Origin of the sequence: Acholeplasma equifetale ATCC 29724, assembly GCF_000687735.1 — a bacterium.
Classification (GTDB): Bacteria; Bacillota_I; Bacilli_A; order Acholeplasmatales; family Acholeplasmataceae; genus Acholeplasma; species Acholeplasma equifetale.
The window spans coordinates 290,030-303,251 of the sequence record NZ_JHXL01000001.1; the positions used below are offsets into that span (position 1 = coordinate 290,030).

Sequence of the window (13,222 nt, forward strand, 5' to 3'; positions counted from 1 at the left end):
TTTTACAAAAGAAATGACACTTTATAATGTAATAATTGTTACACCATTTAATCCTTCACCCTCACCACCATATCGATAAGACTTAACATATGGTGACTTCTTAATGTATTCATAAACAGCTTTTCTTACTGCCCCTGTACCAAAACCATGAATCACTCTAATAAACGGCATATTAGTTAGTAAAGCATCATCAATTGCTTTATCCATCAAATCTTTGACATCTTCATATCTTACGCCACGTAAATCAAGTTCATATTGAGCTTGTTTCATTGGTGCTTGGTCACCTTTCTTTTTAGGTGTTACGGTTTTAACTTTTGTTTTAACGGGTGTTTTAGCATGTACTTTACGTAAATCATTTTTCTTAAATGTTAATTCAAAAGGTCCAAATGCAACCACATAATCATCTTTTTTGATTGCAACTACAATACCCTCTTGTTGATATGACTTAATATAAACTGTATCATTAACTTGAATATCATCACTTTCTACTTCTTCTTCTTTTTTAAGTGTATTCAAGCTTCCTTTAAGTTTAGCACTTTCTGGTTTTGTAAGTGTTTCCTTATGTGTCAATTCATCAATTTTTTGAAGTAACTCTTCTTTTAATTTTTGATAAGTTTTTAACTCTTTTTCTTCAATCTTTGCTAAACGTTTTTCTTTTTCTCTTTCAAATAATTCTAATTTCTCTTGATACTCAAGTTTTTGTTTATTTAATTCTTTTTCTTTTTCTAGCAATTCTTCTTTTAATTTAAAGACTTCATTTTGTTCTTTAGAAAGTCTTTCAAGCATAAGACCAATATCTGTTTGATGATTTAGTAATAATGACTTAGCGTGTTCAATAATTTCTTTCTTTATGCCTAATCGCTCTGCAATGTATAATGCATGGCTTGATCCAGAAACACCAAGTTGAATCTTATAAAGTGGTTTTAATGTAGTTTCATCAAATGCAACACTTGCTAGTAAAATATCTTTTTTCTCATAAGCATATAACTTTAGTTCACTATAGTGTGTTGTCACTAAAAGACGTATGTTTTCATTTTTTCTTAAATAATCGATAATTGAAATTGCAAGTTGTGTTCCTTCAAGTGGATCAGTTCCTGAACCTAGTTCATCAAGCAATATTAAAGATAATCCGTTTTGCTCATCAATAATATTTTTAATCTTTGTTAGATGAGATGAGAATATAGATAAATTTTGTTCAATTGATTGTTCATCACCAATATCGGCATAAACACCTTCAAAAAAACTCATTTTTGAATTTTCACTAGCAGGAATTAATATTCCAGCATGCAAGAATAGTGTTAAAAGACCAACAGTTTTTAAAGCTACTGTTTTACCTCCAGTATTTGGTCCTGTAATAAGCAAGGTCTTATAATTTTTATCAACTTTAATGTCGATAGGTACAACAACCGATGGATCAATCAAAGGATGTCTTGCTTGAATAAGTGAAACGTCACCTTCATTATTTAAAATTGGTAAAACACCACGAATACTTAAACTATAAAGCGCTTTGGCGTGAATTAAATCCAGCTTAATTAATGCTTCAAAACTTTCTAATATTTCTTTAGTATGTGGATATAATTGTTCACTTAATTGTTTTAAAATTCGATAAATTTCTTTTTCTTCTAATTGCTTTAAATATTCAATATCTTGAGTAATTTGTCGAATCTCATCAGGTTCAATAAAGACTGTTTGTCCACTTTGTGAAATGTCATGAACAATCCCTTTTATTTTATTTCGATAACTATCTTTAACAGGTATTGCATATCGATTATGACGCGTTACAATTAAGCTCTCATTTAAATAATCTTTATATTTGGTTAATAAGCCTTGTAGTGTAATTGTTAATTCTTTTTCTTTTTGATTAAGTGTTTTTCGAATTCGATTTAATTCAACGGATGCAGTATCTTTTATTTCATTTTCATCAATAATTTCATCAATCAAATCCAATGGTTTATTAAGTTCATGAATCAAATCAAAGATTTGTCCAATATATGTATATTGATCGAGTTGTTGTTGATATGACTTAAATTGAGCTACCATCTTTAAAAAATTATTTAATAGTACAACGTCCTCGATACTTAAAATCATTTCTCGATTAAGTTTGACTAAAAAATTTCCTTGATCAAAATTCTTATGGAAAGGAAATCTTTGAAATCTTTCAATGGCACTCAAGGTTTCATGTGTATAATTAAGTTCTTGTAAAAAAGTATCATAATCTTTAGCGAGTATTTCAACATTGAGCATTGATTCTGCTTTAGATGAATTTGTATACTTTTTGACTTTGTCTAGTATTATGTCTAATTCTAGCACTTTATGTGAAAAGGACATGAAACACACCTTCTTTCTAAAAAAATGGTATAATCTATATAAACAGGTGAAAAAATGAAAAATCTAACGCTTAACTTATCCAAGGGACAACTTGAAGCTCTAAAAACATTATATCAAGAAAATTTAATTAAGGTTGAACAACCTTATATCTTTTTTGCTGCAGTACATAATGATGTAAAAATTACTGCCTTTAATACTGGAAAAGTTGTCATTCAAGGACAAGAAATAAATTCTGAGGTTATTGCTATTAAAGCATATTTAAATATTAAAAATTATGCTGCAATTGGTTCAGATGAAGTTGGAACAGGTGATGTTTTTGGGCCAGTTGTTGTATGTAGTGTATATGCAAGTGAAAGCGATGTTGAATATTTAGAAAGTTTAAATGTTCGTGATTCAAAAAACATGAGCAATCAAGATATTATTAAAATTGCTCCTGTTATTGCTAAAAAACTCATTCACTCACTTGTTATTCTTCCACCAGAAAAATATAATGAAAAAATTAAAGAAGGTCTTAATTTAAATAAAATTAAAGCCTTCTTACATAATTACGCAATTATTAAAACAAGTGCTAAAATTGATCGACAACTTCCTGTTATCGTTGATCAATTCTGCTTACCAAGTCATTATTATAACTATCTAAAAGATGAAAAGATTGTTTATCGTGATATCGAGTTCCATACTAAAGCAGAAACTGTTCATATTTCTGTTGCTGCTGCTTCAATTATTGCACGTTATGCGTTTTTAGTTAAAATGCATGAATTAAGCAAAAAGTTTGAAATTAAACTTAAACTTGGCGCTGGTAAAGAAGTTGATGAACAAATTCTTGAAATTTATCAAAAACATGGTGCACATGGTTTGAACGCTATCGCTAAAACAAATTTCAAAAATGTAACTAAACTTGGATTAATTATTTAATTTTAAAAATTCTTCGAACTCTAAAGGCAATGGCACTTCATGTGTCATTTCTTTTTTTGTTATAGGGTGAATATAGTGTAATTTATAAGCATGTAACATTTGACCATTATCTACATATGGTCTTTTATAACTATATAATGGATCTCCAACAATCGGATATCCAATATATTGTAGATGTACTCTAATTTGATGTGTACGACCTGTTTCTAAATTACATCTTAATAAACTAAATTTACCGTTAGTCTCTACTACTTCAAAATGTGTAACTGCATGACGTCCTGTTTTAATGACCGTATTTTTAGTTCTATAATTTGGATCTCTTCCAATTGGTGCATCAATAGTTCCAAATTGTGTATTTGGTGTACCATGAACTATTGCATAATAACTTCTTTGAATCTCATGATTTTTTAAAGCTTTTGCTAAATTTTGATGCGCCTCATTTGTTTTTGCAACCATCAATAAACCTGATGTATCTTTATCAATACGATGAACAATCCCTAATCTTTGAGGACCATTCACATCAGATAAACTTTGATAATGATAAATTAATGCAGAAACAAGCGTATCACCCTTATAAGACGGTGCTGGGTGTACAACTAAACCTTTTGGTTTATTAATCACTAGAATATGTTCATCTTCATAGACAATGTTTAATGGTATATTAACTGGTTTAACATCATATGTTTGTTCTTCTGTTATTGCATATGTAATTTCATCATTCATTGATAACATAAAACCTGGTTTAACCATTTTACCATTTACTAATATTTCTCCGTTTTTAATTGATTTTGTAATTAATGAACGACTAAAACTTGTTACCTCAACTAAAAAGTGGTCAAGACGTTTTTTATCAACTTCATGATATATAATTTTTTCCATAAGTAAACACCTTCTTTATATAGTAATACACTAGATATATAAATCCAAATACACCCATTAACATACTTAAGTTAAATTGAAAAGAATTAATACTAAAATAAGTCACTATTGATTCTTCAAAAAGATAATCTAATCCAACTGAAAAAATAAACGTAGTAATCATAATTGATGAATACATATAAAACTTACTTTTCTTTTCACTTAATTCAAGTAATAATCCGCTTATCCAAATCAATAAAAACATCATAAATATGAATAAAAATGATGGCATATTTATCTTGGTATAAGTTAATCCTATTTTAAATACGCCTAGGGACTTAAAAATTTGTGTAAATTCTAATATTGTTTTAAGTAAAAATTCGAATAATATAAGAAAACTTGTTATTAAATATTTTTTCATTGATAACCTCACTAAATCATTAACATAACGATACATCCAATTGTCCATATAACAATCGAACCTATTATCAATGATAATAAATTAAATACTAAAAATTGAATGTTTGAAAGTTTCTTTTTAATTACTTGATATTTAAAAATTAAATATAAAATAAATAAGCCATAAATTAATAGAGTAATAATAAATGATATTAATATAATATACTCACGATAAAGTAGGAAATTTGCAGATATTAAAATAAGGGGTAAAAAAATGATTAAACTTTTTCGAAAGGCATCTAAACTTAAATGAAGTCTCAATTTTTTAGAATATATTTTTTTATAGTCTTGATGTGTTGAAGATATTAATTTAAATAGGTTGACCAAAAATATCATAGATAACCTCAATTGCATCCTCTATTGTTTCAACAGGATAAAGATTTATTTTTGATTCAAAATCTAATACTTCATTAAGTTGTGCCTTGGGTAATATAAAATATTTTGCCCCTTCTTTATATGCTTGATATACTTTTTGTCTTATACCCCCGATAAGTCCAATTTCTCCATTATACCTAATTGTCCCTGTCCCAACAACAAGTTCATTAATTAGATCATAAGATGTTAGACCAAGATAAATGGATAAAGTATACATCATACCAGCACTTGGTCCCCCAGTGGACCATAGTATATCGTTAAGCTTAATTGAAGGGTATGTCGAATGAATTTCATATTTTGGATAAAATCTAAATAAATGTTCTTTTGTTTTATGAATTTTTATATCAAAAATTTCTTGATTTCTACTTATTGTTAAAATAACTTCATCTTCTAAACTCAAAAAGTATAAACCCATTGATTCATAGTCACTAAATCCTTGATGATTAACATCAATAATAATATCTCCAATCAATAGATTATCAAAAAATGTTTCTCTATAATCAACAATCATTCCAACAAATTCATAATCAATTTGAATTGAATTTACCTTTTCTTTTGCAAGTTTGTAAGACCATATAATGGCTTGTTCAATGGATGCATTTTTTTGGTTTTTGCTACGGATAATTTGTTCAAAAACATTAATTTGCTGTTCATATGGTGATTGATAATCAACATCCATATTTGGATCCAGTCGATAAACTAATCTCATAAATGGCGTAATATAATCAAGTGATATAACTGAAATACTACTCAAATATGGTGATTGTTCATATCCTTCAATTTCAAATGCCTCTTTAATTGTTTTAGATTCATTTGGTGCGATTATATAATAATTTGTTGGAACACTTAACATTAAAATAAGATAGATATAGACGAAAATAAAACTTCGCTTAATCTTCATTTACTGGCTCCAAAATGATTTTGTCTACTTTAATTTGACGTGCTTTAATACCCGCACTTTGCATCATTTTTAATGATGCTTGATTAAAATCTTTTCCATGATCTTTATTAGATTCATAAATGATTTCTTTAATTCCAGATTGAATGATCAATTTCATACATTCATTACATGGAAAAAGTGTGACATAAATTGTCGCACCTTTTAAATCTTGTGTTGAATTCAAAATAGCATTTGCTTCTGCATGAACAACATAAGGATATTTTGTATTGACAAAATCCCCTTCTTTTTCCCAAGGAAAATCATCATCATTCATACCCATAGGTAAGCCATTATACCCAATCCCAATAATACGTTTATCTTGATTTATAATACATGCGCCCACTTGTGTGGATGGATCTTTTGAGCGTAAACTAGAAAGTTTTGCAACACCCATGAAATAACTATCCCAATTAATATAATTTTGTCTTTTCATTTTTTCTCATCCCCCTTAGCTAAACTTAAATCAACATGACAGTATCCATTTGGATTTTTACTTAAATAATCTTGATGATAGGTTTCTGCATAAAAGAAATTATGAAGTGGTTCAACAGATACGACAATCGGTTTATCATATTTTATTTGCTCTTGTTTAATAAATTCTAGTGCTATATCTCTATCGATTATATTTTCATAATATATACCGCTACGATATTGAATTCCAACATCATGACCTTGACGGTTTAATGATGTTGGATCAATAATTCTAAAAAAATGTTCGTAAATCTTATCAAGTGGTATAACTTCTTCATCATATTCGATTAAGATTGCTTCAGCATGTGTTGCTATACCATGACATACTTGTTCATAACTCGGATTTTCAATATTACCATTAGCATAACCAACTGTTGTATCTATAATTCCTTTAAGTTGCTTAAAATAAGCTTCAACACCCCAAAAACATCCACCTGCAAGAACAATTTTTCTCATTCTACTTTCAATCCTAATTCTTTTAATGATACTTCATCAACTTTAGATGGACTCATCATCATTAAATCTTTAGCAGATTGTGTTTTAGGGAATGCAACTACATCTTTAATGTTTTCTGTTTTGGTTGCAAGCATAACAATTCTATCTAACCCTAATGCAATTCCTCCATGAGGTGGTGTTCCGTATTGTAATGCTTCAACAAAGAATCCAAATTTTTCTTTAATTTGTTCTTCTGTAAATCCAAGTGTTTCAAACATTAGCATTTGAACTTCTTGATCATATATACGAATTGAACCACCACCAACTTCATAACCATTCCATACAAGATCATAAGCTTTAGCTAATGCATCTTTTGGATTATTTTTTAACTCATTCGCATCTTTTGGTGATGTAAATGGATGGTGTTTAGCATAGAATCTATTTTCAGTTTCATCATATTCAAGTAATGGGAAATCTGTTACCCATAATAATTCATCTTTAGATTCATCAATCATTCCAAGATCGCGAGCAATAGTCTTACGAATCGCTCCTGCTGCTTGAGTTGAGCCATCATAAGTTCCTGGAATAATTAACATAACTGTATTTTCTTTCATAATTGTTGCATTAACAAACTTAGAAATAGATCCTGATAATTGACCATTTTCTAATTTTAAGTATGCTAATGTATCACCATGATTTTTCTTAACTTCTTCTGTTAATTTATCAAAATATTTTCTTGTAAATAAAGCGTTATTTTCTAAAGTAAAACCTCTTAAAACTTTATCTTTAAAAATAGGAATTTCAAATCCTTTGAATGTATCATTGAAGTTTTCTATTTTAAGTTCATAACGAATATCTGGTTTATCAGAACCATATGAATCAAAAGCTTCTTTATAAGACATACGTTTTAAAGGGAATTTAATGTTTTTATTCAGTAATTTCATTAAATTTTCTATAACTTTTTCTGTCATACTCATGATGTCATCTTGATCAACAAATGATGCTTCAATATCCACTTGAGTGAACTCTAATTGACGGTCACTTCTTAAATCTTCATCACGAAAACAACGTGCAATTTGGAAATATCTTTCGAATCCAGCAACCATATAAAGCTGTTTAAAAATTTGAGGAGATTGTGCTAGTGCATATGCTTCCCCATGATAAAGTCTTGAAGGAACTAAGAATTCTTTAGCACCTTCTGGAGTTGTTTTAACTAAATAAGGTGTTTCTAATTCAAGGAAACCTAAATCTTCTAATGAATGACGAATATTTTTAGTAATTTCACTACGTTTTAAAATATATTGTTGTTGTAAAGGACGTCTTAAATCTAAATAACGATACTTAAGTGCAACTTCTTCACTCACAGCTTCTTTATCACTAATTGTAAATGGAGGAATTTTTGCAGTATTGATAATTGATAATTCTAAAACATCAACTTCAATTTCTCCAGTTGGTAATTGTGGATTGACACTTTCTCTTAATTTAACAATGCCTTTAGCTTCAATAAGATATTCACTTTTAACGGACGAAGCTTCTTCATATGAAGGACTTTCTGGACGTACAACAAGTTGAGTTATACCAAATCTATCTCTAAGGTCAATAAAAATTAATCCACCAAGATTACGTTTTTTTGCAACCCATCCTTTTAAATAAACATTTTCATTAATATGATTTTTTCTAAGCTCATTATTGTGATGTGTGTAATTTTTCATAATTATAAAACTCCTAGTTTTTCTTTTAACTGATTCATTGGAATAAGTTCCTGAATTTGAGTATCTGTATTTTTTAATTGAACCATTTGATCTTTTAGTTCATTTTCACCAATGATGACTAAGTACTTAGCTTTTAAATCTAAAGCTTCTTTTAGTTGTGATTTAAAACTTTTCGGTAAATAGCTCATATCTACTTTAAAATCATCTTGGCGTAATTCATTTAATAGCTTAAATGACATGCTTTTCGAAGGTTCATCAAAATAGATGAAATATGCGTCTAAACGTTCTTCGTTTACTAATTGAATATTTTCCATTTCAAGCGCATAAAGTAATCTTTCCATTCCAAATGCAAATCCAATAGCACCTAACCTTGGGCCACCTAATTCTTCAACTAATGATTCATATCGTCCACCACCACCTAAAGTGTTTTGTGCACCAAATCCCGGTATTGCAGCTTCAATTTCAAATACGGTATGTGAATAATAGTCTAAGCCACGAACAATTTTCCCGTCAATGATGTAAGGAACATTTAATGCATCAAGCGCTTCTTTAACTTTATTAAAATGTTCTTTTGCAGCATCTGATAAATAATTTATTGGTAGTGGAGCATTTTCTACAATTTCTTTATCCTCTGGTGCTTTAGAATCAAGAATTCTTAATGGATTCTTATTTAATCTTTCAATAGAATCTGCACTTAATTGATCCTTAAATGGTGTTAAATAATCAACCAATACTTTTTTGTAATTAGATTTTGATAAATCATCACCGATTGAATTAAGTTTAACTTTGACTCCTTTTAAACCTAACCTACGAATAGTTTCATAAGCTAGGAAAATAACTTCAGCATCAACAAAAGGATCAGAACTACCAACTGCTTCTACTCCAAATTGCATAAATTGACGATATCTACCTTTTTGAGGGCGCTCATATCTAAAGTTAGGTCCTATATAATATAGTTTTGTTAAGCGATTATTAGCATATAACTTATTTTCAACATAGCTACGAATAACACCTGCTGTACCTTCAGGTCTTAATGTTAAATCTCTATCTCCTTTATCTTTAAAGTTATATGTTTCTTTAGTGACCATATCTGATTGTTCGTTTTCTCGATGAAAAACATTACTATATTCCATCATAGGCGTACGAATTTCTTCATATTTAAATGTATTAAATAAGTCTCTAACAAACTTTTCTAAAGCTTGCCAACGTTTTGATTCATTTGGCAATACATCATATGTTCCTTTTACTTTTACAAAACTCATTTAAAATCTTCCCTTCTTAAGTAATACCAGCTCGCAGGTTCATAAACACCATTAAAGCGATCATAGTATGTTTCTAAATCTTCTCTTTCAAAAATAAATCCGTTTTTTTCAATTACTCTTTTTGATGCTAAATTTTTATTGGCATGCCCAATAATAATTTTATCGAATTTGTGATAATAAAAACCTACTTCTAATAATTTTCTTAAAGCTTTAGTCATGACACCTTTATTCCAATAATCTTTATGTAAAACATAACCTACTTCAACGGTGTTATTTGGATGTAGTGTATGAAAATCAACAGTACCAATCATTTTATTCGTTTGTAAATCAACAATAGCATATCCAACAGGTAAACCTCTTTTTGGACGTGATAAAAAGAATTCTTTAATTGAATAACTTGCTTCTGTAATATCATTATATGGACCCCAACTTAAGTACTTTACTACTTCCATATCCTTACCATATTCATACATATCAACAGCATCTTTTAATTCAACATCTCGAAGCATATAATGATCAAAAAATATAATTGGTTGTTTCATATATATCATCCTTTCTTAACAAAAAATCGTCCTTAAAAATAAATTCTAAGGACGAAATTAATTTCCGCGGTGCCACCTTAGTTCCAGTCGCCTGGCCCTCAAATGTACATTGATCTCAAGAGGTGTCACATTTACTTAACAAGTACGCATTTTCACCCTTTAGCGCTCTCTTATAACTTTTTAGTAAACCTATCTCTTTCATCGACCGATTTAATTAATATTATCTTATCATTTATATAATGAATGTGTCAAACCATTCAAAATATTTTAATTAAATATGATAAAAATTATCATATTTCATAGATTAAATTAAATGGACCAACATATTGTGCATCAATAATCATATGTGCTCCAAAAACACCAGTTTTTACAGAATATCCTTCGTTTTTTAACAATTCAATAAAATATAAATATAATTCATTAGCAAGTTTAGGATCTGCTGCATTTGTAAAACTAGGTCTATTATTATTTGATGCATCTCCATATAAAGTAAATTGTGAAACAACTAATATTTCATGTTTTTCTTTATCTAACTTTAAATTCAATTTATCATTTTCATCATGAAATATTCTTAATTTCATAAGTTTATCTGCACACTTTTTAGCTTTTTCTTTGGTGTCTCCTACTTTTACACCAAAATAAACAACATAACCTGCATTTATTTTTGAAATTAGGTTACCCTCAACACTTAAAGTTGCATGATTCACTTTAGTCACCAACATCCTCATCGAATTTCACGCTCCACATAATATACTTGAGGGACTTTATGTAGATTTGTAATCAATGTATCGACTTCATCTTTTTTTGTACATGATACTTTGATATGAATGATACTTTCTAACTGTGCATTGCTTATAGCACTAATTTCAGCAATTGAAATGCCTTGTGAGTTCACAACAAATATGACATCTGATAATAATGATTGTCGCTGTGTACCAATAATTTTTAACCAAGTTGCATATTTACGATTGACGTTTGAACCCCAATATGCTTTAATAACTCTATTTTTATCAAATTCTAAAACGTTAGGGCATTCATGTCTATGAACAACAATCCCAGAGCCTTTAGTAATATAACCAATGATATCATCACCAGCAATCGGTGTACAACAATTGGCTAATTTAATTTGAGGATTTGTTAATCCTTCAATAACAACACCTGTTTCTGAAGTTGCAATAAGCTGACGTGTTGTACGTTCTAACTGACGCTTTAAAATAACATCTTTATTATCATCGGGTACTAATTTTGCGATTACTGATTTTGCTGAAATAGTACCTTTACCAATCTCTAAATATAAATCTAAAACTGTTGATAATTGATTTTTTTCAAAATTCTTTTTAACAAAATCATCATTTATTTCAATTTCTTCTTTTAAGTTTGATAATTCTCTATCTAAAATTTCTTTACCAGAAGCAATAAGTTGTTCTTGCTTATCTTTATTTAAAAACGTTTTAATTTTATGTTTTGCATGTGGAGATTTTGCAATTTTTAACCAATCTTCACTTGGACCAGATGAATTCTTATTTGTCTTGATGGATACAACATCACCTGTTTGTAGTTGATAATCAATCGGAACAATACGATTATTTACAATTGCACCAACCATTCGATGTCCAATGTCTGTATGAATACGATATGCAAAATCAATTGGTGTTGCACCTGCGGGAAGCTCAATAACCTCCCCTTTAGGTGTAAAAACATAAACATTTGCAGTGAAAATATCTGTCTTAACCGTGTCAACAAATTCCTCTGATGAACCCAATATATCATCTTGGTCTTCTGTAATTTTTAATAACTCTGCATACCATTTTAATTTTTGTGCAATTTCAAATTGCTCACGTTCTTTACTGTACACTTTATTTTCTTTATAAGCCCAATGTGCTGCGATACCATATTCAGCGACTTCATCCATTTCATGAGTTCTAATTTGAACTTCAAAAAGTGTTCCATCTGAATGTAGTACTGTGGTATGTAAAGATTGATACATGTTTGGTTTAGGAACAGCAATATAATCTTTAAAACGTTTTGGAATTGGTGTAAAGTGAGCATGAATGATTCCCAATGACTGATAGCACGTTTCAACTTTATCAACAATGATTCTAATTGCTAATAAATCGTAGATATCTTCAAATTGACGACCACCATTTACCATTTTCTTATAAATTGAATAAATGTTTTTAATACGACCTTTGATTTCAAAATCTCTTAAATTTGATTCTTCAAAAAGGTCTTTAATATATTCAATCACATTATTAATTGAATTTTCACGTTCTTCTTTTTTAGCTTTAACTAAATTGGAAACTTTGTAATACATTGCAGGATCAACATATCTTAATGATCTATCTTCTAATTCAGCTTTCAAACGGAAAAGACCGAGTCTATGAGCAATAGGTGCATATATATCTAATGTTTCTCTTGAAATCTCAACTTGTTTTTCTGGTGACATAGAATCAAGTGTTCGCATATTGTGAAGTCTATCAGCAATTTTAATCAAAACAACACGAATATCGCGAGCCATTGCTAATAACATCTTTTGATGATTATCAGCTTGTGATGTGTTTTGGAATGACAATTTATTTAATTTTGTCACACCATCAACCATTTGACTTATATCTTTACTAAACTTTTTTTCGATATTTTCTAAAGTTAGGTCTGTATCTTCGACTGTATCATGCAATAAAGCAGCAACCAATGTGTTTGGCCCTGCTTGTAATTCTGTAAGTATTCTTGTCACCGCAACAGGATGCGTGATATACGGTTCACCACTACGGCGCATTTGACCTAAATGTTTTTCTTTAGCAAGATTATATGCTTCTGTGATTAAATTGATACTTTCTTCTTTTGTAATATAATGAGCAATATCTTTCATAAGTGCTTCATATAATGGATCTTTATTCAATTTAATCACCTCCTAAACAAAGTTTT

The 13,222-nt window shown here is 29.1% G+C and carries 12 protein-coding genes; 1 reads left to right on the forward strand and 11 read right to left on the reverse strand.

Annotation, left to right across the window (positions count from 1 at the left end):
• Positions 1-21: 21 nt before the first annotated feature.
• The gene (locus tag T434_RS0101420) at positions 22-2,328 is read right to left on the reverse strand and encodes an endonuclease MutS2 (protein ID WP_026399589.1); all 2,307 of its coding nucleotides are present in this window, start codon (positions 2,326-2,328) and stop codon (positions 22-24) included.
• Between the two features lie 54 nt (positions 2,329-2,382).
• On the opposite strand from T434_RS0101420, the gene rnhC reads away from it, so the two are divergent.
• Entirely contained in the window at positions 2,383-3,243 is an 861-nt protein-coding gene (gene rnhC / locus T434_RS0101425; protein ID WP_026399590.1) for a ribonuclease HIII, read from the forward strand.
• Here rnhC and T434_RS0101430 read toward each other — a convergent pair.
• The 10 genes from T434_RS0101430 to T434_RS06450 all read right to left on the reverse strand — a co-directional run bounded on the left by T434_RS0101430 (position 3,232) and on the right by T434_RS06450 (position 13,205).
• On the reverse strand, positions 3,232-4,122 hold the full coding sequence (locus T434_RS0101430; protein ID WP_026399591.1) for an RluA family pseudouridine synthase: 891 nt from the start codon (positions 4,120-4,122) through the stop codon (positions 3,232-3,234). The two genes, rnhC and T434_RS0101430, sit on opposite strands and share 12 nt — an antisense overlap.
• A complete protein-coding gene (locus T434_RS07860; protein WP_162150590.1) occupies positions 4,100-4,522 on the reverse strand; it encodes a hypothetical protein in 423 nt (140 codons plus the stop codon). The genes T434_RS0101430 and T434_RS07860 overlap by 23 nt, the downstream gene beginning before the upstream one ends.
• Before the next feature lie 348 nt (positions 4,523-4,870).
• Complete coding sequence (locus tag T434_RS0101445) at positions 4,871-5,836, reverse strand: S16 family serine protease (protein WP_026399594.1); 966 nt, start codon at positions 5,834-5,836, stop codon at positions 4,871-4,873.
• Entirely contained in the window at positions 5,826-6,308 is a 483-nt protein-coding gene (locus T434_RS0101450; RefSeq protein ID WP_026399595.1) for a deoxycytidylate deaminase, read from the reverse strand. The genes T434_RS0101445 and T434_RS0101450 overlap by 11 nt, the downstream gene beginning before the upstream one ends.
• Positions 6,305-6,802, reverse strand: coding sequence for a peptide-methionine (S)-S-oxide reductase MsrA (gene msrA / locus T434_RS06435; RefSeq protein ID WP_035358034.1), 498 nt, complete (start codon positions 6,800-6,802; stop codon positions 6,305-6,307). Before msrA ends, T434_RS0101450 begins: the two co-directional genes overlap by 4 nt.
• Complete coding sequence (gene aspS, locus T434_RS06440; RefSeq protein WP_210997085.1) at positions 6,799-8,493, reverse strand: aspartate--tRNA ligase; 1,695 nt, start codon at positions 8,491-8,493, stop codon at positions 6,799-6,801. The genes msrA and aspS overlap by 4 nt, the downstream gene beginning before the upstream one ends.
• Positions 8,494-8,495: 2 nt before the next feature.
• Positions 8,496-9,755, reverse strand: coding sequence for a histidine--tRNA ligase (gene hisS / locus T434_RS0101465; RefSeq protein WP_026399596.1), 1,260 nt, complete (start codon positions 9,753-9,755; stop codon positions 8,496-8,498).
• Entirely contained in the window at positions 9,752-10,297 is a 546-nt protein-coding gene (locus T434_RS06445; RefSeq protein ID WP_162150591.1) for a GNAT family N-acetyltransferase, read from the reverse strand. Before T434_RS06445 ends, hisS begins: the two co-directional genes overlap by 4 nt.
• A gap of 290 nt (positions 10,298-10,587) precedes the next feature.
• Positions 10,588-11,013: a D-aminoacyl-tRNA deacylase gene (gene dtd / locus T434_RS0101475; RefSeq protein ID WP_210997087.1), complete on the reverse strand. Its 426-nt coding sequence runs from the start codon at positions 11,011-11,013 to the stop codon at positions 10,588-10,590.
• Positions 11,014-11,021: 8 nt separating this feature from the next.
• The gene (locus T434_RS06450; RefSeq protein ID WP_245588310.1) at positions 11,022-13,205 is read right to left on the reverse strand and encodes a RelA/SpoT family protein; all 2,184 of its coding nucleotides are present in this window, start codon (positions 13,203-13,205) and stop codon (positions 11,022-11,024) included.
• Between the last annotated feature and the right edge of the window lie 17 nt (positions 13,206-13,222).